Here is a 21,326-nt window from a genome sequence, read left to right on the forward strand (position 1 = left end):
AGGTTGTGATTGCGTGATTAAACGTTTATTTGTGTCAATTGATTTTCCACCCGAAAATGGCGGGATACAAAATTATGTTTATGGAATGGTTAAACATTTAAATCCCAGTCAAACATTTGTCTTAACATCAAATAGAATTGGAAAAGAAACATATAAGCGTTTTGATGAATCACAAGCTTATAAAACATACCGGATTGGTATGACTAATCGTGTTTCATTTATAAGGCAAATCCTACAACTCTTTGGCTTGATTTATTATTTAGTTAAAATAAAAAGAGAACACAAAATTGAAGAATTGCACTTTGGAAATATTATGCCTATAGGAGTGATTGGCCCCCTGGCTCGTAAATGGTTAAAAGTAAACTATTACCCATATATTCATGGTTTAGACTTTTTGGAATCTAAGCAAAATCGCTTGAAATATAAGTTATTAATGTATAGTTTAAAGCGGGCAAATAAAATTATTTCTAATAGTCAGTATACGAAAACAAAGTTAATAGAAGTAGGAATTAAACCAGCTGATATTGTTATTATCAATCCAGGAACAATGAGACATGACGATATAGACCTTAATACAACTGCTGTTAGTGAAAAATTCGGGTTAGCAGACAAGGCGGTCTTATTAACGGTGGGGCGACTAGTGAAACGTAAAGGACATGATCTTGTGATTAAAGCGTTACAAGAAGTTATAAAAGGTAATGAAGAAGTCGTCTATGTCATTTGTGGTAGTGGTCCCGAACGGGATAATTTAGAAAAGATAGTAAAAACCTTAGCTATGGAAAAACACGTTGTTTTTACAGGTGCGATAGAAAGAAGTGAATTAGAAACATTATATTCATTGGCTAATTTGTTTATCATGCTTAATCAAGAATTACATCAAGAAGGCGATGTAGAAGGTTATGGTATCGTGTTTTTAGAAGCGGGATTGCATAGAACACCTGTGATTGGAGGTCGTAATGGTGGTGTTCCTGATGCCGTGATAGATGGAAAAACCGGCTTTTTAATTAATCCGTTAGATAAAAAGGAAGTTATTCAGACAATACTAACGCTTTTAAATGATCACGAATTAGCAAGGAAAATCGGTAATAATGGTTATCGTTGGGTTACAGAGCATTGTTTATGGAAACAAAGAGTGAATTTATTAGAAACGTTGGAGTGATGATATGGGGGATAAACAGCCAATTAAAGTCATTTTTATCAATCATACCGCTGTCGTTGGTGGTGCTGAGCGCAGTTTATTAGATATTCTTAGTTATATTAATAAAGGATTATTTCACCCATTGCTTGTTTGTTTTGAAGATGGGGAACTCGTTCGTCTAGCTAGACAAATTAAAGGGATAGAAGTTTCCATTATAAAGTTCCCTGATGAAATTTTGAAATATAACCGAGACCAAAAAAATCGTTTTCGTTTTTTTTATGGCTTTTCTTTATTTTTCCCAATAGTAAAACTTTGGCGATTTGGATTAAGGCATAAAGTAGATTTATATTATACCAATTCTATGAAGGCACATTTTATTGGTTTAATAGTTGGGAAATTGATGTTTAAAAAAGTTATTTGGCATGTAAGAGATATTCTTGACGACGGCTTAAATCGAACCCTATTCACATACTTAGCAAGATATACAGATAAAATTATTTGTATATCTGCTGCGGCGTCAAAACAGTTTAAACAAAATCATAAATTGAAAATCGTTTATAACGGCATCTGTCCTCATGAGGAGGCTAATAAAATTGAATGCTGATAAGGTTGCTATAGTTGGTCAAATTGCGAAATGGAAAGGGCAAGATATTTTTATCCAAGCTGCAAAATGTTTACATCAGAAATATCCCAAGGTAAAGTTTCTAATCATTGGTGATGTTTTATTTAATAAAGAGGAAGAGCTGAATTTTAAACAAGCCATTATTGAAGAAGCTAGTGGTTGTGCAGCCATTCAATTTTTAGGGCACCAAGGAAATGTCAGACCTCTACTAAATGACATTGATATCTTGGTTCATGCTTCCGTACGACCGGAGCCTTTTGGTAGGGTGATTATTGAGGGGATGGCCGCCAAGGTACCCGTGATTGCTTCAGGTATCGGAGGTCCTTTGGAAATTATTGAGCATGGTTTATCAGGGCTTCTTTATCAACCTGGTAATGTTGGCGATTTAGCAGAAGCAATTGAGTGTTTGCTCACCGATAAACAAGGTTATCAAAAAATAGCAAATCAAGCTTATCAACGTTTTGAAAATAAATTTACGATTGAACAAACCGTTTCATTAGTAGAAAAACATATTCGTTTATCCGTATTAAAAGATTGACAATTTCAATTTAAAGCTTAGAGGGTGAAAAAATGAAAGTGGCATTAATATCCAGTGCTGATTTCGATCCGAATACTGGTGTGTCAGGTAGTCGCATTGCACTAAGTGATGCATTAAGAAAACTAGATATCAGGGTCGACACCTATTTTATGGATGATCTAAAGTTGTTTTCGGGTGGTTTACTGGATAGAGTTATCTTCCCATGGCGAGTTGCTTTAAAAATAAAGAAATGGAGAGAGTATGATTTAATCGATATCGCTTCTGGTGATGGTTGGATCTTGACATTTATGAAAAACAGACCCATAGCCGTGTTTAGTAGCCATGGGTTAGAACATCTTGCTCATGAAGAAATCGTTAAAGAGTCCGTGCAAGGACACCTTAAATTAAGTTGGAAATATCCAATATATTGGGGCGGTATTAGATTGCAAGAAGTAACCAGCTCAATAAGAAGATCAGATATGTCGATCGTTTTAAATAAGACGGATAAAGATTATATTGTAAATCAAATTGGTATAGAACTTGATCGTATTCGCATTGTACCTAATGGAATACCAGATTATTTTTTAAATCAGAATGTAAAAATTGAGCGAAAAAATAATGGGCAAATAAATATAGCTCAAGTTGGGAGCTATATTCAAAGAAAGGGGATTGATTATAGTACAAAAGCACTAAATAAAATTTTATCCTTATATCCAAATGTTAGTGTTACCTTTTTTGGAACTGGCTGTCCAGTAGAACAGGTGCATCAAGCATTCAATTATACAGTAACAGACAGAGTTCATGTGATTGAAAATTACAATCATGTTGATTTACCTAACCTCTTAAGGGGATTTCATATTAATCTATTTCCTTCACTGTCAGAAGGGTTTGGGAAAACATTGATTGAAGCAATGTCATGTGGACTGGCACCGATAACGTTTGAAACACCGGGACCTAACGATATTGTTAACAACAATCATGATGCATTAGTGGTTCCGCGCCGGAATATTCGAGCACTAGAAAACGCGATTGAACAGTTGATTAATGATGAGACATTGTTATATAACATACGTCATAACGCTTATCAGACCGCTCAAAAATATAGTTGGTATCAAGCTGCAGAAATCAGACTGAATGCTTATAAACAAGCATTAAAAAATAGAGATAAACGCAAATAAGCTATGAAATATCGATAGATGAAACAATGCTTATCGCAACTTTTATCACAGATAAGTGTTCGTAAAACGCCCGCGAGAAAAGAGAGAACAGAGCTAAATTTATTTAGGCGGGGGCTAATGGACGCTAATGTTCTGATTCACTCAATTACCAATCCGTGGGAGAAGAACGAAAACGTCCACGAATTGAAGGTTCGGTTTATGCATCTTAGCCTGTAAAGGAGTGGGATTTTGAGATTATTACAAATCATAGATAAATATCATGATGGTGGAGGGAAAGAACGTTTTTTGTATGATTTAACACAAAAGATACGAGCTAATGATTCGGAAACTGCTGTGATATGTTTGGATTATAGTGGTACGTCAATTTGGGGGGGGGAGATAGGATGTGAGATGATGACTTTCGATAGAGCTTGGCGCGATAACGTTCAAGCGTTTAAACCAGATGCGTTACTATGGCATGTGAGCCCTAACACAACAGATGAGGTAAAGGAACTTGCACTTAAATATCCACTTTTTTCAATCGCTCATAATGTCACATGTCCAGCAGGGACAAGGCTATTTAGGGATAAAGATGAAATATGCATGTGTTCTACAGGTCTTAAATGCATGGTGAATTGGTATGTTAGAAGATGTGGAATAAACAAGGCGCCTAAAGAAGCGTTTCGATTATTTAAAAAGAGTCAAGCGACCCATGATCTGTTTAAGCAAAGTAAAGCAATCTATGTTGCAACCCAAGCGATGAAACAATCACTAGAATGGGAGGGCATTGATCCGAATCAGATTAAGTTATTTGATATTACCCTTGGATCATTAACAGATGTAGGACCAATAAATAATGTTACACGTGAAGATACTATCCTAAATATACTGTATGTTGGCAGGCTTTCTTATAATAAAGGTGTACAGTATTTAATCTCTGCAATTTCAAAACTTAAAACTAGAGGTATTGATATGGCATGTTATATTGTTGGCGGTGGTTGGTATGAAGATCGCTTGATTAACCTGGTAGAAGATAAAGAACTAAGGCAGTTTATTCATTTTATCGGTAAGGTAGACAGTGTTAAGATTAAACAATATTATCAGAATGCGGACATCGTTGTTGTCCCGTCAATTTGGTATGAAGCCGCGGGGTTAGTAGTACCTGAAGCCAGACAAGCAGGAAAGCCTGTTGTGGTATTTGACAGTGGTGGATTGTCAGAATGGTCAAACATGATGAATCATATTTATGTTGCAAAAAGGAAAGATTCATTTGATCTCGCCAATACAATATTAACGGCTAATGAACAAAGGCACACAGAATATAATGATAATTTATTTAAAACAATGTATACGGACATATACCAACATTTACTAGATCAGGGTTGTGAAAATTATCTTTAACTGAAATAGCGAGGTTGATAATGTGAATCCTAAAATAAGCGTTGTTGTTCCGGTATATAAAGTGGAACGCTACTTACCCAAATGTATCGATAGTATTCTCAATCAAACGTATCGCAACTTAGAAATCATTTTAGTCAATGATGGTTCTCCTGATTATTGCGGTACAATATGTAATAAATATGCAGAAATTGATGAGCGAATTTGCGTTATTCATAAAGAAAACGGTGGACTTTCTGATGCGAGGAATGCTGGATTACGAATCGCAACAGGTAGGTATATTAGTTTTATTGATTCTGATGATTATATTCATAGTGAATTCTATCGTTATTTATTGGAAGCTATGATTGAACACAAGGCCGATATCGTTCAATGTGGCTACACTAAAGTTACAGAAGAATCAGGTCATGATCTGATTAATGAATCGATTGATAAGTTAGATACATGTGTTTTTTTAAAAAAACAAGAGATTCTAGATAATTTATACAATCAAAATTATGGTGACACGGTTGTAGTTTGGAATAAGCTATTTAAATTAAATTTGTTTCAAGATATTGAGTTTCCAAAAGGTAAAGTTCACGAAGATGAATTAACCACGTATAAACTTTTATATCAGGCAAATAAACTCGTAATAATGGATTGTAAAATGTATTATTATTTGCAACGAACATCAAGTATTATGGGAGCAGGTTTTAATCACCAACGACTTAATCAAATAGAAGCTTATAATAATCAGTGGCAATTTTATCATGAACATGGTTTGATCGAGTTACAGAAAAAGGCACTTAGAAGATTAGAGTCTTTAGTCAGAGGATCAATTAATCGTGTGATTATCTATGATATCGATAATCGTGATGTCATAATAAACAAGCTCATTCAGTATTATAAGGATCATCTGCAAGTGTTTGAAAAATATCCGATCTCAATGAAAACGAAGCTGATTAGAAATCTTTATCGCTTTATGCCGGTATTTCTAATTAGAAGATTATATATAGCACTTAATTTCAGAAGGAAATAACTGAATGAATTCAATAACTATTCATACAGTTTTAAAACGAACAAATATAGCGATAAAGTTCATATTCGTTCGAAAATTATACGAGGCTAAGCATATAGATACGCTCGCTAAATCAATAAACGCACTTGCTAGAGTCAATTTGATCAGTAAAGAAATGGTGATCAAGTCAATCTTAGCATCGCGTGGATTGATTTTTTTCATTCATCAAGAGATTTCTTAATATTTTATATCTTTCGTTTTTAAAAATATCATTTTTGATGAAATGCATTCATCTAAGATTAATAGATGAAATTAAAGATATAAAAGATATGCTGGTTAATAAGGAGTGATATCAAATGATGTTATACAAGATTACAAATAAATTGAAGAGGTTTAGCCGCAAATTGAAGAGATTCGGCTATAAATTGAAGAGGTTTAGCCGCAAATTGAAGAGATTTAGCTACAAATTGAAGAGATTCGGCTACAAATTGAGTGTGAGATTCAGTGCATATAAGGTTAGCAGAGCAATAAAAAACAGTAAGGAATGCAATATTATACTAATTGGAACTCCAGAACATGGGAATTTAGGAGATCAAGCCATAGCTTATGCAGAAAAACGTTTTTTAGATGAGACGTGTCAAAATTTTAAACGAATTGAAATTCAATTTAGTGAATTGAAGTATTGTTTATATGCGCTCAAGGAAAATATTATAGATCAAGATATTATTATGCTTCATGGCGGTGGGAATTTAGGAAATGAATACCCAGAAGAAGAGGAACTTAGACGGATGATCATTAAGATTTTCAACAGACAAAAAATAATTCTTTTCCCACAAACAATGTATTTTGATGATTCTGAGAAGGGGACAAAGGAATTTGAGCTAACAAAAAGAATTTATAATTCACATAGAAATCTTATTCTAATTGCACGAGAAAAGCAATCTTACCAGATGATGTGTGATGCCTTTAAGAATAATACCGTTATAATGGTTCCAGATATTGTTATGTACTTAAACCAAACGCAAAAGAAACATCGCCGAGATGTTTTGTTGTGTTTTAGAAACGACGTCGAATCGATATTAAATGATCATCTAAAACAACAAATAATAGATCGTTTTGCTGATGATGAAAATCAGGCAATCATAACTGATACGATGGTAAAATATGGCGTTAGCAAGCGACAAAGAGAGCGAGAACTTAATAAGATTTGGGACGCTTTTAGCCAATCTAAATTGATAGTTACCGATCGATTGCATGGTATGGTCTTTGCAGCTATAACATCAACCCCTTGTGTAGTTCTCAGTAACTATAATCATAAGGTTAGGGGAACTTATCAATGGCTTAAACATCTCCCTTATATAAAATTCGTTGAAAAAGATGAAAATATTTTTCTTTATATAGATGAATTATTAGCTTTAAATTGTGATGCTGCACGCTATAACAATGACTTTACCAAATCGTATTATCAAAAAATCGCGGTTGAAATCGATCAAAGTTGCATCGTAAAGATAGAGAATAAAGTGGAATGACTTAGACAAAATAGCAAATAGAGAAAACGAGGCGAGCCTATGGTCAAGCAGATTAAATTTGGTGTGATCATTACTTATATTGGAACATTAATTAACTTATTAACTGGATTATTAATAACACCAATAACCTTACGTTTGTTTGGACAGGAAGAATATGGGTTGTATGCATTAGCAATGTCAATAATGGGGATGTTGTTTTTATTTGATTTCGGTTTCTCAAATGCAGTCATTAAATATGCAACAAAATTTAAAGAGAAAAATGATGAAAAAGGCTACCAAAATACGATGGCGATGTTTCTCCTATTATATTCAATCATCGGAATCATTCTATTTGTTTGTGCAGTTATCATGTCGTTACAAGCAGATAAAATCTTTGCTAAAGGTCTTTCTGTTGAAGAGATTGAGCGTTTTAAAGATATGTTGATTATTGTGGCTATTAATTTAGCAGTTTCATTCCCACTTAAACTCTTTAGTGGTGTCATTGTTGCCCATGAACGGTTTATTTTTAGTAAAGTCGTAAATTTAATCAGATTCATTGTTAATCCACTAACGATATTGTCTGTACTTTACATGGGTTACACTTCAATCGTTGTATTAGCCGCAATCACAATTGTTAGTATATTCTTGTCACTGCTTGATGTTTATTACTGTATCGTCATACTTAAATTGAAAATTAAATTACATAAAGTTGATTTTCAATTACTAAAGGAGATAGCTAGTTATTCACTTTGGGTTTTTGTTGCTGGTCTTGCAGATATTATTTATACTCGAACAGATATTTTTGTCTTAGGGGCTCTAGTCAATGCAAGAGAAGTTGCTGTCTATCATATAGCAGATGTTATAAATAGTTTATTTAATAAGTTAACAATGGTTTTAAGTGGTTTTCTTTTACCGAAGCTCGTTAAAATGATAACGAACCAAGTGTCTAATCGTCAAATAGATAATATCTTTATTAAAATATCAAGAATACAGTTTTTTCTTGCGGCTTTAGTGATAACAGGCTTTATTTCAGTAGGACATGAATTTATAGTCTTGTGGGCAGGGCCAGATTACCATTTGGCTTATTGGGTCGCTTTATTAATTATTTCGTCACGATTTATCCCCATTGTTCAAGTGCTAGCAACATCTATTTTACAAGCAAAGAACCAACATGTTTTTCAATCAAAACTCTATCTGGTCGTTGCCGTATTCAATTTGTTAATTAGTATTCCTTTAGCAATGATGTATGGTGTTATTGGAGCAGCGATTGGGACCGTTATTGGGAAAATCATTAATACGGTTGTCATGAACATTTATTATGTTCGTATTGGAATTGATATGAAACGTTATAGTAAGGAAGTTTTTATTTTATTTATACCTATGGTAACTATGGGGCTTTTAGGCTATTTGCTTAAAAGTTTTTTTCATGTTTCGAATATGATCGATGTGTTTATTTTTGCGGTTGCATTTAGTGTAATCTATGGCTGGATCATGTTTCGTTTTTATATGAATGATGGTGAAAAGCGTTTTATCATAAATTCTTATCATAAACGCTTCTCTAAAAAAGAGGATCCGAAAAAACGTTGTATTTAACAAATTTATCGTCAATTGGTTGCGTCGCTGTTTTCTAACATTGGCGATACTAACTAACGTTATGCGTTGTTTGACTATTTTTAAATTAATCTTTTCTATTTATTTCAAACCAATAATTGATCTAATGAGGAGGTGTACTCATGAGAGTAGCTATTATTCATGACTGGCTTGTTGTCTATAGTGGTGCGGAAAAAGTTTTGGAACAGCTATTAAAGGTCTTTCCAGAAGCAGATTTATACAGTACAGTAGACCATCTATCGAAAGATAATCGGCGATTTATTCTGAATAAAACCGTTAAAACAACGTTTATTCAGAAGCTACCTTGTTCAAAAAAAAAATATCGTAACTATCTCCCTTTTATGCCGTTAGCGATCGAGCAACTTGATATGTCAAGATATGATTTAATTCTATCTAGTTCTCATGCTGTTGCAAAAGGTGTGATCACAGGTCCAGATCAGCTCCATATTTCATATGTGCATTCTCCAATTCGTTATGCTTGGGATCTTCAACACCAGTATTTAAAGGAAGCGAGAATGGATAAAGGAATAAAAGGTGCACTAACGAGAATGCTACTACACCAAATTCGATTATGGGATTATCGAACAGCGAATGGTGTAGATTATTTTATATCTAATTCTAATTTCGTCGGTCGAAGAATTTGGAAAGTTTATCGTCGTCAATCGACTACGATTTATCCACCCATTGATATAGCAGGCTTTTCGTTAAAGGAAGAGAAAGAGGATTTTTATATAACGGCATCACGAATGGTTCCGTATAAGAAAATAGATGCAATTGTTGACGCCTTTTCTTTAATGCCTCAAAAGAAGTTAATCGTTATTGGAGATGGACCGGAATTTAAAAAAATAAGGGACAAAGCGGGCGTAAATGTTAAAATACTTGGCTATCAAACTTTCGAAGTTTTAAGAGATCACATGCAGCGAGCTAGGGCCTTTATTTTTGCAGCTGAAGAAGATTTTGGTATTTTGCCATTAGAAGCTCAAGCTTGTGGTACACCAGTTATTGCATATGGTAAGGGTGGATCGTTAGAAACCGTGCGAGGAATCGCTCAAATAGCTGAGCCAACAGGTTTATTCTTTTATCAACAGAAACCAGAAGCGATTCGAAGAGCAGTTGAACAATTTGAAAAGATGAGCTTTAATCCACAACATTGTCGAAATCATGCGATTAACTTCTCACCACAAAGGTTTAGGAGAGAAATTAAAGCCTTTGTAGAATCAAAATTATTCAACGCTGATCAAAGCTCTGAAAACGCTGAAGCAAAAGAACGTATGAAAAGCTTTCAAATTTCATCCGTTTCTTGGAATAAGAAGACATACTAACTTGAGTGTTAGTATAGAAAGGAATGATATGAGTGGTAAATCTTATGTGAAAAAGATAGACAATATTTATTCAATCAAAGGATAATGTAATAACCAGCATTGAAGTCAAGCAAAAAGTGATTAATATGGAGATAAGTAAATGTTAATATTTAGTCCGACTAAAGTATGGTGGTGTTGATCAACATCTTAGATTTAAATGAATTAAAAATAGAATAAGGTGATCTTCAATGAACACGATTAGTAATAGGGAAAAAAGCATGTCTAATGAACTTGAATTGTTATTAGAGCTTTTAAAAAATAAAAACAAAGAAGTATTATGTAAATTGTCCCCCCTTATTAAAAAAGTGAATTGGACGGAATTGTTTAGGCTAGCTCGATATCACCGGGTCAATCCTATTGTATATAAAAAATTAAAGCAATTAAATACTGAACTTGTTCCTAACCAGATATTAAGGGAATTTCACGATCACTATTTGGCAAATACAATGAGAATGATGCAACTTACTGCTGAAATGGAACGTGTTTGCTCGATTTTTAATCTTCATAAGCTTAATGTACTGGTTTTGAAAGGTCCGGTTTTATCTTATCAATTATATAAAGACTTATCATCGAGAACATCTAATGATCTCGATTTTTTAATTTCGATTGAGGATTTAGATGCTTCAACGGAAATCTTAAAGGATTTAGGCTATCAAATAGCATATGAACCGCCAAGACTTCTTCAAGATTGGAAAGTACAAAATCATCATATTGAATTTTATAATTATGAAAAAAATTGTGAAATAGAAGTGCATTGGAAATTAAATCCTGGGCCAACCAATGAACCTTCATTTTGTGAAATGTGGGATAAAAGGGTTCAAATTCCTGTTACTACAACACCCATTAATAGTTTGTCTGAAGAATACTTACTTTTTCATTTAATTACCCATGGTGCTCGACATGGTTGGTTTAGAATGCGTTGGTTGACTGATATTGATCAGTTACTACGGCTCCATCATCAGCACGGTAAGCTTATTTTAATGTTGAAAAGATACAAATATAGTCATTTGATTGGTCAATATGTTCAACTTGCTAAAGCGTTATTAGATGTTGAGTTATCATCGGATTTAGAGTCTTTTGCGCTAACACGTAGGTCGCAACATCTCGCGAGTCAAGCGTTAGCTTTTATTGACGATAACATAAATATTGACGCTCCACCTGACACTTTTTGGATGAAAAAATCAAAACGTTATTTATATGCAATTAAAAGTCACTCGCAAAAGTGGCAGTTGTTGATTAGAAAAGCACAACCAAATTCTTGGGACGCACAAGTATTACCTTTACCAAGGGCGCTCCACTTTCTTTATTTTCCTTTACGTCCTTTCATTGGAATCTGGCGATGTGTTCAAAAAAAAGATAATCACTAACAGTAGCATTCGGACTTTGACAGGAATTAAACAACTGCTTATTGCTGATTATTTATGGAGCCTGTTTACAACAGTAACTCATGGAGAAGGAATGATGCGCTTAGCGTGTGCTTAACTTGTGATGAGCACATTGTTTTTTGAGAACAGGAGGGAATTTTATGAAGCTTGTTTTATTGTCTGGAGGATCAGGAAAACGTTTATGGCCATTATCAAATGATGCACGGTCAAAACAATTCTTAAAAGTGTTAGAAGATGAAAATGGTAATCTCGAATCGATGGTGCAGCGTGTTTGGAGACAATTGAAAAAAAATAATTTAATTGATGACGCCATTATTGCTACGGGTAAAAACCAAGTAGAGATGATTTATAGTCAAATAGGTGAAGATACCTCTACTGTAAGCGAACCGGAACGAAGGGATACATTTCCAGCTATTGCCTTAGCAACAGTATATTTGTATGATTTAGAAAATGTGAGTCCTGAAGAGGTTATTACTATTCTTCCTGTTGACCCATATGTAGAAGATCGTTTTTTTGAACGAATAAAAGATCTAGAAAATGTGATAGCAACATCTCAAGCAGATTTAGCTTTGATAGGTGTAACGCCGACCTATCCTTCTGAGAAATATGGTTATATTGTACCTAAAAAACAGCAGGACAAAGACTTTTATATGGTGGATTATTTTAAAGAGAAACCAGATCATGAATTGGCACAGGCACTTATTGATCAAAGCGCTCTTTGGAATTGTGGTGTATTTGCTTTTAAATTGGATTACATGCTTAAAGTATTGAAAGAAAAAGGTTTGCCGACTCAATATGAAGCATTATTAAAACAATATCCAATTCTGTTAAAAAACAGTTTCGACTTTGAAGTTGTAGAAAAGGCACAACACATCGCAGCCATTTCCTATAACGGCATTTGGAAAGACCTGGGAACCTGGAATGTTTTAACAGAAGAGATCCCGAATTATTTAGTTGGAAAGGGTGTAGTTGATAAAGATACTAAAAACACTCATGTGATCAATGAATTAGACATACCGATTACATTAATCGGTATTAATGACGCGATCGTTGTCGCTAGTCCCGACGGAATCTTAGTATCACATAAAGAAGCGAGTCAAAAAATCAAATCATACACCCATGCTATAGAGGGTCGACCCATGTATGAAGAACGGAGATGGGGCTGGTATCGCGTACTAGAATACAAAAAATACCCTGCAGGTAATGAAGTTTTGACAAAAAGAATTGGTATTAATGCGGGCAAAAATCTAAGTTATCAAGTTCATTATAAAAGAAATGAAGTTTGGACGGTTATTAAAGGAGAAGGTGTTTTAGTTCTCGAGGATCGAATAAGTCATATTCGAGTAGGTGATGTCATTCATATACCTTTAGCGTCAAAACATGCAGTAAGGGCGACAACTGATATGGAGTTAATTGAAGTGCAAACTGGAAGTGAATTGGTAGAAGAAGATATTTATCGTATCGTTGTATCTTGGAAAGAAATTGAGTCAATTATACAACCGAATGTAATGTCTAAGTAAGTTCAAATACTATAAAAGCAATGATTTTCTGAGAGTTTTCATCAGCGTACCGAAAATCCATATATGGGGGGCTTTATGTTTTATTAATAGGAGATGAGAAAATGGTTAAACAATACAGTGTGTTAATTGCTGAAAAGCATAAGCTCTATAGTGAAATAATCGCAGCTGCTTTTAAAGGAATGGGCAGTTTTAACTCTATTAAAATTGTGAGAGATAGCAATGAGGTTATTAAATTTGTAGAGAGTGCTGAATCAATGCCTAATTTATGTTTGGTTGATGTCCAGATTCAAGATATAGATGGCATATGTTGCACGGAATGGTTAAAGAAATATAATTCTGAGATGAAGGTCGTTCTTTTATCGGATCACAAAAGTAAGTCCCTTTTTGAAAAGTCTCTATTAGCTGGGATAGATGGGTATTTACTGAAAGAATCAAGTTTGGAAAAATTCAAGCAAGAAATAAAACTTGTCTTAGATGGCCAATTTGTTGCACCTAAATATTTGATTAACGATTTATCTGAAAAATTTATGTATTTAACTAATTTAGAAAAGCAAGGCCACATTTATTCAGTGAAAAAGTGTTTAGAATCAAAAAAACATTTGAATTTTAAAGAAAATGATTACCAATTAATTCTATCTATTAACAAAGGCTGGTCTAATAAAAAAATTTCTGAAGAACTTAATGTAAGTGAAGGAAATGTGAAAAATGCTATTTCTCGTATTTATAGAAAATTAAATATTAATAGTCGCACACAATTGATGCAAATGTTTTTTCGAATTACGGATTAATTAGTCTATTCTGTTATTACTTACTACTAATTAGGATAGGGGATAGCAGCAGTAACAAAGGGGATGATATTGATGTTTATAACGATGAAGAAATTCCTAGAACTTCCTTCTTTTAGAAAGAGCTTGTATATTGAAACGTTACTAAATTTAGCACGAGCTCGTGTATTAAGAAGTAGAACGTTTATTAAAGTAGCACCACATTTAGGTGAAGAATCAAAAGAAACGCCACTTACAATCAGTAGTGACCAATTTATAATTAAAGAAATTTCGCGGACGATAGATATTATGAGTAAGTACACTTTTTGGCAAAGTACCTGTCTTGTACAAGCCATTGCAGCCATGAAAATGTTAGAAAAAAGAAAGATAGAAAGCACATTGTATTTAGGAACAGCTCGAGATGAAGACGGGAAAATGATTGCACATGCTTGGTTAAGAAGTGGCCGGTTTTATGTGACAGGTCGGGCGAATATGACTAAATTTACCCCTGTGCGTTCATTCGCTAAATTTATTTAAGTGAATGCGATTTATTATTCAGCTTTGAAAAAGGATTAAGCAATAAAAAAAATTAAAGAATAGAGAAAGGTAATCAGACTGAAAGCAACGGTCTCATTTTGGATTGAGGTAATTATAATGAAAAGAGGTGAAATTTATTGAGTGCTATCGTTGGTATTTATCATTTGAATAAAAAGAAAGTTTCATGTGAAGAAAGTACGCAAATGATGGATGCTTTGAGTGAATATCCGGCAGATAAAACGAATATCTGGCATAAAAATCATATATTTATGGGGTGTCATGCTCAACATATTACGGAGGAATCGATTAGTGAAATACTACCTTTTTATGATGCTGAGCGCGGCTTAACCATAACAGCTGATGCGATTATAGATAATCGTAATGAACTGTTTGAGTACTTGGCTATTGAGAAGCGTAATCAAAAAGAAATGTCGGATAGCCAATTAATCATACACGCTTATTGCAAGTGGGGTGAGGCCGCCTTAAATTATTTGATTGGAGACTATGCTTTTGTAATTTGGGATGAGCGCAAGCAAAAGCTATTTGGTGCAAGAGATCCCTCTGGTTATCGCACACTTTATTATTATCATAGTCATACTCTGTTTGCCTTTAGTACAACGATTGAGCCTTTGTTAACTTTAACAGGAATTAAATCAGAGTTAAATGAGCAATGGCTAGCAGAGTATTTAGCAATATCAGGAATGATTGATACATTAGATGCTCGTATGACACCGTATTTGAAGATAGAACAAATACCGCCTTTTCATTTATTTACTTTGGATAAAAGCAAGATCAAGCTAGAGAAATACGGTTTTTTTCATCCGAAAGAACGCTTGAAGTTAAGATCAAATCAAGAATATATTGAAGCATTTCAAGATGTTTTTCATAAGGCAGTAAATGCAAAATTGCGTACATTTCGAGGGGTTGGATCGCAGTTGAGTGGTGGTTTGGATTCTGGTTCTGTTGCAAGTTTTGCGGCTAGAGAATTAAGAAAAGGCAGCAAAAATTTACATACGTTCACCTATGTTCCAACAAGTGATTTTGTTGATTATACACCAAGTCATTTGATACCTGATGAAAGAGATCTTGTGAAAAAAACCGTTAATTATGTAGGTGGAATGCAGGATTGTTATTATAATTTTATGGGGAGAAACTCTTATTCTGAGATTGATCATTATCTTGATGTTATGGAAATGCCATATAAATTTCTGGAAAATTCATTTTGGCTTAGTGGTATGTTTGAACAAGCACATAATCTGGACTTGGGTGTTTTATTAAACGGAGATAGAGGGAATTTCACTATTTCATGGGGATCATCAACACCTTATTTTGCCATGCTTATTAAAAAGTTTAGGTGGATTCATTTTCAACGAGAATTTAATCAGTACTGTGAGAGAACGCGTAGCTCACGTTCTCGATTAATGCCATTCATTCTAAAAAGTGGGTTTCCAAGCCTAAATCAATTATTTAAAAAGTCTTCATCAGCAACGCAATCTATTATAAATCCGAACTTTGCCACTAATACCAAAATCTTTAGCAAATTAAAAGATTATCATTTTAATAGATCAGGTTGGTTTGCGACCCAAAATGCATATAAACAACGGAAAATTTTATTTGAAGATATTTTGCCATGGAATGCTGGGAATACATTGGATTGTAAGTTATCGTTGCATTACAAATTGTGGAAGCGCGATCCGACTAATGATCTCAGAGTCGTTCGCTTTTGCCTATCCTTACCTGAGGATCAATATGTCCAAGATGGATTAGATCGGGCGCTTGTTCGAAAGGCAACGAAACAGTACTTACCTGATAGCATTCGTTTAAATCAGTCGACTAGGGGGATTCAAGCTGCGGATTGGATTCAAAGAATGATTCCTGTATGGCCGGCTTTTGTAAATGAAGCAAAACAACTATGTAAGGAGACACGTTTGTTAGAATATATCGATGGTGACACGATAGCTTCTTTCGTAAAACAGGCTGAAAGGGGACCTAGTCAAGAACATGCTAGGTTTGAATATAGTCTTTTAATGCGATGTCTAATCGTCAATCGTTTTCTGAAAAAATTTAATTGAAAGGAGGTGAATCAAATGTGAAAAGGGTGGACACAACCAATGTTAGAAGTATTAGATGTTAATGAACCCATGTTCTTTGGTTAGTGAGACGAAGGCAAAGACAAAGGTTGCGAATTTGTGATTGAAAGGAGGTGAATCAAATGAGAAAAGCGTGGACACAACCAACGTTAGAAGTATTAGATATAAGTATGACATTAGCGGGTACGAATTACGTTAATTTTGATGGGAATTTCACTGATGGCTCTCCAATTCCAACAGATGATGATGGTAATCCCTTAATTGGTGAAAGTTAATAATGTATAAAGGTGAATTTCTGGGGATATTGATACTTAATACTAATGGATGTGGACTCTATCTTTTTTGATAGAGTCCTATTTTTTAAAAAATAAAAGGTGATGATTAATGTGAACAACCTAGAGCAACAACATGTATACAAGGGGTTTGGTTTAATAATAGACAGTTATTTAAGGTTGCCAGAAATAGCTCCAGTTAAAGCGTCACATCAGAAGATTGATGTGGTAATAACACGAACTAATTTGGCAGATACATGGTCTCAATTGATAGGAGCTAAAAAGAATAAGACAATTTACGTAAAGAAAGATATGATTATGTTTCGCATCCCTAATGTTGCAACATTTTTCATAGTCAATGGTGATGAAATTCATATTGACCCATTGGCTGATACAAATGAAGATGAGTTAAGGTTATACATTCTTGGAACATGTATGGGTGCTGTTTTATTGCAAAGAAAAATATTACCGTTACATGGGAGTGCAATTGTTATTGATGGTAAGGCTTATGCCATTGTTGGCGATTCGGGAGCTGGTAAATCAACATTAGCTTCAGCTTTTTTAAGGAACGGCTATCAGCTTCTTAGTGATGATGTTATTCCTGTGACATTCACTAATGATAATAATCCAATCGTTATTCCAGCCTATCCTTACCAAAAATTGTGGCTAGAAACGTTGGAAAAATACAGAATAAATTCTAGCGACTTTACCCCTATCTACAATCGCGGAACTAAATTTTCAATTCCTGTTATTGATCAGTTTGCAAATCAAGCAAAAGAATTGGCAGGGATACTTGAATTAACGAAAACGAACGATGGTTCTATTAAAATTAATGCTATTGAAAAACTGCAGCAATTCGATCTGTTGTTTAAACATACATATCGCAATTTCTTTATTCCACAGTCAGAGTTAACAGATTGGCATTTTCGAACGTCGGCAAAGCTTGTTAATAAGATAAAAATGTTTCAAATTCAACGGCCTGTCAATCGATTTACAGCTGATCAATTAGTAGACGGAATTTTAACAATAATTAGAGGAGAGATGTATTCATATGAAGAGAATTGAGGGTGTTGATAAAAATCAGATGATTAAGCAATTAGAAGGGAATATAGTGAGTGATATGGATGGTGAAAAAGTCATGTTAAGTGTGACTAAAGGAAAGTACTTTAACTTAGGTGAACTCGGAGGAGAAATATGGGATATGATAATAGAACCGATTTCTATCCAACAATTAGTATTAAATTTGTTAGAACAATATGATGTTGATCAAGAAGTCTGCTATCAACAAGTTATAGCTTTTATAAGACAATTAGCAGAAGCTGAATTAATTCACATTTATGATTGAACCGTGGATGCTAAGGAGAGGTAACAGATGAAAAATATTTTTTATTTTATTAAGCAAATCCATTTATATAGTGGTAAAGCGTTTTATATAAATACATTTGCGTCAATGGGAATTGGTTTGCTGGATGGTGTAGGTATTTTGTTGTTAATTCCCATGATAAGCATAACAGACATTGTCAATTTAAATACAACAGAATTACCGTTTGCGAGCGTAATCAGTTTTTTGAATGAATTTCCAAATGTGGTGAGTTTATTAATTATATTAACCATATATCTTCTTATTTCAGTAGGACAAAATCTACTAAAACGTTATCTCACCGTCAAAAATTCGATTATTCAACAAGGATTTTTAAGATATTTACAACTTGAAACATATAATTCAATTTTAAAAGCTGATTGGAATTTCTTTCTAAAAAATAGAAAAACAGATCTCATTAATATTTTAACAGTAGAAATCGGTCGTACTAATGCAGGCGCACAAGGTTTTTTAAACCTAATTGCATCCGTTGTATTTACGGTGATTCAAATAGGGATGGCTTTATGGCTTTCACCTTCAATTACAACGTTTGTTTTGGTGTGCGGATTATTACTATTATTCCTCAATCGAAAATTTTTAAAACGTTCGATTGCATTAGGTGAGCGCAATTATGAATTATCTAAACATTATCTTTCAGGTATTACCGATCATATCAATGGAATCAAAGATATTAAAAGTAATTCATTAGAAGGACCGAGAATGGAGTGGTACCGTTGGATTACGAAAGAGATACAAGATCAACAAGTCAATTTCATGGCCTTAAAAGCGACAACACAAGCCAATTACAAAAATGCTTCAACTATTTTTATAGCTGCATTTGTTTTTATATCTATTCATTTATTTTCTGCACAAGCTGCATCATTAACATTAATTATTGTAATCTTTTCTAGGCTATGGCCTCGTGTTGCAGGGATTCAAAGCTCGTTAGAACAAGTAGCACTTACCATCCCCTCGTTAAAAGCAGTTCGATTGTTACAAAAAGAAACAGAGGAAGCAGCTGAATTTATAGATGAACCTTTTCAACAGTCTACTGAGCTGTCAATTAATTATGGTATTCGCTGTGACCACCTCTCATTTCGTTATGCTAAGGGATGTGGGAAACACGCACTAAAAGATATTAATATTTTTATTCCGGCTAATAAAATAACCGCTTTAGTCGGAAAATCAGGTGCTGGGAAAAGTACATTAGTAGATGTTTTAATGGGGCTAAATCAACCAGAGAACGGTCAAACATTAATCGACGGTCATCCTCTTAAAGGTGAACTATTACGTTCATTACGAACTTCGCTAAGTTATGTAGCACAAGAACCATTTTTATTTAATACAACAGTCAGAAAAAATCTTATGCTCGTTGCTCCAAACGCTAAAGCTCAAGATTTATGGGAAGCGCTAGAATTTGCATCAGCGGCGGAATTCATCCGAGGATTAGCAGATGGCTTAGATACCGTAATCGGAGATAGAGGGATTAAATTATCTGGTGGTGAACGGCAAAGACTTGTATTGGCTCGCGCGATTTTACGTAAGCCAGCTGTTTTGATTTTAGACGAGGCAACTAGTGCTCTTGATACAGAAAATGAATTTAAGATTCAACAAGCAATTGAACAGTTAAAAGGTAAAATGACCGTTATTATCATTGCCCATCGCTTATCAACGATTCGAAATGCTGACCAAGTTATTGTATTAGACGAGGGATCAGTGGTTGAACAAGGAAAGTATCAACAGCTTTCTGATCAATCAACAGGTGTCTTTAAAAAATTAGTTAGTCAAGCTTAATTAAGTCTGCATGGATGTGCCACATACGTTTAGCACGTTATGTCATTCCGAAAAGCAAGGGATTCGCTTTTCGCGGGGATGGCTTCAGCTAACTTGAGTCGCAAAGATCACGCCTCAAGTGGATCTTTAGCTCATCCTATTCCCGCAGAAGTCTCACCCCTTGCTTATCTCCACTTAGACTGAGGGTTCATACTGAATGCGTAAGCCCAACGCATGAAATAAAGCGAAGAAGATGTGACACGACTAGAATAAGAAGTTCCTTATGTTGAGACTCAATGCTGATCATGATCTAAACGGTGTAAATCTAACTCCCACTGATTGAAATGACGCTTGATGAGATCTTCAAAGACAATCATTATTAAGATAGGTGTTACTATTTAGCAAGTGAGCTATGTGTAGACTCCTGTGGAAGTAGCTCAAGCCACGCCCACGGAAAGTGGAACATAGCTCATCTGCGCGTCCAAAACGAAAGGTTTATAATCAATCGAAAATCTATATTCAAAGGCAACGCTTGTATTTAATATTAGGTGTTTAAACAGGGATATTGAAGATATGAAAAGTAAGTTATCTGAATAATGTCTATTTTTATAACTGTTATTCACATGAGCAGATAAACTTCTGCGAGATAATAATGAAACATTTATCAACCCCTTAGAATGACTAGTGTTTTAAGTGATCTTATCTTTATCCACTCTTTTGTGAAGCAAGATCAGGAAAAACATCTGTTTATATCATCGATTTCTTACCTTAAGGTTGGTAACTTTCTATGACTAGGATGTTAACACCCCTTTTTTCTTCAATAAATAATCATTCATAGATGTGATGGTCATCTCTTTTAACTCATTGGGTGTAAACTCGATGATACGTCCATGACTGTTTTCGTAAATTTTATAACGCCATGTCTTTGTTGTTCGTTCAACGAGTTGGACATTAATTTTATATTTACTGTACATAAGTTGCTTATTAGCAATAATATCTTTTTGAACCTGTTCAATAAGCTGGTCGAAAAATTGCTCATATAAATAATTGAATTTCAATTGATTAAAAGCATGGCGATCTTTTTTGAAAAGCGTTAAAACAAAAGGTAAAATAATAAAGTTGTTAATGATCTTATGCTTGATCATACTTTCACCTCTAACGGAACGTTTGTTCTTATTATATGTGATGTGCTAAAAGAAATGCAAACTAATTTATTGGTATAAATGGAAATATATATAGCTGTATAGCCATTAATCATTAGCATGTTAACAATCATCTTTACATATATATGGTGATAGTTATAGCTGAAATTATTG

Annotated in this window: 19 protein-coding genes and 1 pseudogene; 19 read left to right on the forward strand and 1 reads right to left on the reverse strand. The window is 34.1% G+C overall.

All coding sequences use genetic code 11. From position 1 onward, the window contains the following. The first annotated feature begins 13 nt into the window (after positions 1–13). The 19 genes and pseudogenes from B494_RS0108565 (at position 14) to B494_RS0108655 (ending at position 20,031) form a co-directional block, all read left to right on the forward strand. Entirely contained in the window at positions 14–1,159 is a 1,146-nt protein-coding gene (locus B494_RS0108565; protein WP_017471981.1) for a glycosyltransferase family 4 protein, read from the forward strand. A gap of 4 nt (positions 1,160–1,163) precedes the next feature. Continuing rightward, positions 1,164–1,742: a glycosyltransferase gene (locus B494_RS0108570; RefSeq protein ID WP_020379889.1), complete on the forward strand. Its 579-nt coding sequence runs from the start codon at positions 1,164–1,166 to the stop codon at positions 1,740–1,742. Further along, complete coding sequence (locus B494_RS0108575) at positions 1,732–2,298, forward strand: glycosyltransferase (protein WP_020379890.1); 567 nt, start codon at positions 1,732–1,734, stop codon at positions 2,296–2,298. Before B494_RS0108570 ends, B494_RS0108575 begins: the two co-directional genes overlap by 11 nt. 32 nt (positions 2,299–2,330) lie before the next feature. Further along, positions 2,331–3,455 (forward strand): glycosyltransferase family 4 protein, encoded by a 1,125-nt coding sequence (locus B494_RS0108580; RefSeq protein ID WP_017471982.1) that lies wholly within the window; start codon positions 2,331–2,333, stop codon positions 3,453–3,455. Between the two features lie 228 nt (positions 3,456–3,683). Then, positions 3,684–4,835 carry a glycosyltransferase gene (locus B494_RS0108585; protein WP_017471983.1) on the forward strand — a complete coding sequence of 384 codons (1,152 nt, stop codon included), beginning with the start codon at positions 3,684–3,686 and terminating at the stop codon, positions 4,833–4,835. A gap of 22 nt (positions 4,836–4,857) precedes the next feature. Continuing rightward, on the forward strand, positions 4,858–5,850 hold the full coding sequence (locus B494_RS19135) for a glycosyltransferase family 2 protein (protein ID WP_017471984.1): 993 nt from the start codon (positions 4,858–4,860) through the stop codon (positions 5,848–5,850). A 335-nt stretch (positions 5,851–6,185) separates the two neighbouring features. After that, on the forward strand, positions 6,186–7,358 hold the full coding sequence (locus B494_RS19140) for a polysaccharide pyruvyl transferase family protein (RefSeq protein WP_017471986.1): 1,173 nt from the start codon (positions 6,186–6,188) through the stop codon (positions 7,356–7,358). 39 nt (positions 7,359–7,397) lie between these two features. Further along, positions 7,398–8,930 (forward strand): oligosaccharide flippase family protein, encoded by a 1,533-nt coding sequence (locus B494_RS0108605; RefSeq protein WP_017471987.1) that lies wholly within the window; start codon positions 7,398–7,400, stop codon positions 8,928–8,930. Positions 8,931–9,070: 140 nt separating this feature from the next. Next, positions 9,071–10,270, forward strand: a complete 1,200-nt coding sequence (locus B494_RS19145) for a glycosyltransferase family 4 protein (protein WP_017471988.1) — start codon at positions 9,071–9,073, stop codon at positions 10,268–10,270. A gap of 227 nt (positions 10,271–10,497) precedes the next feature. Further along, positions 10,498–11,676 (forward strand): nucleotidyltransferase domain-containing protein, encoded by a 1,179-nt coding sequence (locus B494_RS0108615; RefSeq protein WP_017471989.1) that lies wholly within the window; start codon positions 10,498–10,500, stop codon positions 11,674–11,676. Positions 11,677–11,834: 158 nt separating this feature from the next. After that, positions 11,835–13,214: a sugar phosphate nucleotidyltransferase gene (locus B494_RS0108620; protein WP_017471990.1), complete on the forward strand. Its 1,380-nt coding sequence runs from the start codon at positions 11,835–11,837 to the stop codon at positions 13,212–13,214. Between the two features lie 101 nt (positions 13,215–13,315). Continuing rightward, positions 13,316–14,002 carry a response regulator transcription factor gene (locus tag B494_RS0108625; protein ID WP_017471991.1) on the forward strand — a complete coding sequence of 229 codons (687 nt, stop codon included), beginning with the start codon at positions 13,316–13,318 and terminating at the stop codon, positions 14,000–14,002. A 72-nt stretch (positions 14,003–14,074) separates the two neighbouring features. After that, positions 14,075–14,515 (forward strand): lasso peptide biosynthesis B2 protein, encoded by a 441-nt coding sequence (locus tag B494_RS0108630; RefSeq protein WP_017471992.1) that lies wholly within the window; start codon positions 14,075–14,077, stop codon positions 14,513–14,515. A gap of 137 nt (positions 14,516–14,652) precedes the next feature. Then, positions 14,653–16,587 carry an asparagine synthase-related protein gene (locus B494_RS0108635; RefSeq protein ID WP_017471993.1) on the forward strand — a complete coding sequence of 645 codons (1,935 nt, stop codon included), beginning with the start codon at positions 14,653–14,655 and terminating at the stop codon, positions 16,585–16,587. A gap of 21 nt (positions 16,588–16,608) precedes the next feature. Beyond that, positions 16,609–16,671 (forward strand): annotated as a pseudogene (locus B494_RS21725) (paeninodin family lasso peptide); the annotation flags it as partial. Positions 16,672–16,727: 56 nt separating this feature from the next. After that, on the forward strand, positions 16,728–16,880 hold the full coding sequence (locus tag B494_RS20800; RefSeq protein WP_017471994.1) for a paeninodin family lasso peptide: 153 nt from the start codon (positions 16,728–16,730) through the stop codon (positions 16,878–16,880). Positions 16,881–16,982: 102 nt separating this feature from the next. Next, positions 16,983–17,942 carry a phosphoenolpyruvate carboxykinase (ATP) gene (locus B494_RS0108645; RefSeq protein WP_033193567.1) on the forward strand — a complete coding sequence of 320 codons (960 nt, stop codon included), beginning with the start codon at positions 16,983–16,985 and terminating at the stop codon, positions 17,940–17,942. Next, positions 17,929–18,222 (forward strand): lasso peptide biosynthesis PqqD family chaperone, encoded by a 294-nt coding sequence (locus B494_RS0108650; RefSeq protein ID WP_017471996.1) that lies wholly within the window; start codon positions 17,929–17,931, stop codon positions 18,220–18,222. Before B494_RS0108645 ends, B494_RS0108650 begins: the two co-directional genes overlap by 14 nt. Before the next feature lie 27 nt (positions 18,223–18,249). Continuing rightward, positions 18,250–20,031, forward strand: a complete 1,782-nt coding sequence (locus tag B494_RS0108655) for an ABC transporter ATP-binding protein (protein WP_017471997.1) — start codon at positions 18,250–18,252, stop codon at positions 20,029–20,031. Positions 20,032–20,801: 770 nt separating this feature from the next. Here the strand turns inward: B494_RS0108655 and B494_RS0108660 are convergent. Then, complete coding sequence (locus B494_RS0108660) at positions 20,802–21,155, reverse strand: YhjD family protein (RefSeq protein WP_017471998.1); 354 nt, start codon at positions 21,153–21,155, stop codon at positions 20,802–20,804. Positions 21,156–21,326: the final 171 nt, after the last annotated feature.

The organism is Amphibacillus jilinensis Y1 (assembly GCF_000306965.1).
Classification (GTDB): Bacteria; Bacillota; Bacilli; order Bacillales; family Amphibacillaceae; genus Amphibacillus_C; species Amphibacillus_C jilinensis.

What these genes read in the sequence shown, in the direction of transcription:
- B494_RS0108570 (WP_020379889.1), top strand. Translation starts at nt 1,164, where the DNA reads ATGGGGGATAAACAGCCAATTAAAGTCATTTTTATCAATCATACCGCT.
- B494_RS0108580 (WP_017471982.1), top strand. Translation starts at nt 2,331, where the DNA reads ATGAAAGTGGCATTAATATCCAGTGCTGATTTCGATCCGAATACTGGT.
- B494_RS19140 (WP_017471986.1), top strand. Translation starts at nt 6,186, where the DNA reads ATGATGTTATACAAGATTACAAATAAATTGAAGAGGTTTAGCCGCAAA.
- B494_RS0108605 (WP_017471987.1), top strand. Translation starts at nt 7,398, where the DNA reads ATGGTCAAGCAGATTAAATTTGGTGTGATCATTACTTATATTGGAACA.
- B494_RS19145 (WP_017471988.1), top strand. Translation starts at nt 9,071, where the DNA reads ATGAGAGTAGCTATTATTCATGACTGGCTTGTTGTCTATAGTGGTGCG.
- B494_RS0108615 (WP_017471989.1), top strand. Translation starts at nt 10,498, where the DNA reads ATGAACACGATTAGTAATAGGGAAAAAAGCATGTCTAATGAACTTGAA.
- B494_RS0108620 (WP_017471990.1), top strand. Translation starts at nt 11,835, where the DNA reads ATGAAGCTTGTTTTATTGTCTGGAGGATCAGGAAAACGTTTATGGCCA.
- B494_RS0108625 (WP_017471991.1), top strand. Translation starts at nt 13,316, where the DNA reads ATGGTTAAACAATACAGTGTGTTAATTGCTGAAAAGCATAAGCTCTAT.
- B494_RS0108630 (WP_017471992.1), top strand. Translation starts at nt 14,075, where the DNA reads ATGTTTATAACGATGAAGAAATTCCTAGAACTTCCTTCTTTTAGAAAG.
- B494_RS20800 (WP_017471994.1), top strand. Translation starts at nt 16,728, where the DNA reads ATGAGAAAAGCGTGGACACAACCAACGTTAGAAGTATTAGATATAAGT.
- B494_RS0108645 (WP_033193567.1), top strand. Translation starts at nt 16,983, where the DNA reads ATGATTAATGTGAACAACCTAGAGCAACAACATGTATACAAGGGGTTT.
- B494_RS0108650 (WP_017471996.1), top strand. Translation starts at nt 17,929, where the DNA reads ATGAAGAGAATTGAGGGTGTTGATAAAAATCAGATGATTAAGCAATTA.
- B494_RS0108655 (WP_017471997.1), top strand. Translation starts at nt 18,250, where the DNA reads ATGAAAAATATTTTTTATTTTATTAAGCAAATCCATTTATATAGTGGT.
- B494_RS0108660 (WP_017471998.1), bottom strand. Translation starts at nt 21,155, where the DNA reads ATGATCAAGCATAAGATCATTAACAACTTTATTATTTTACCTTTTGTT.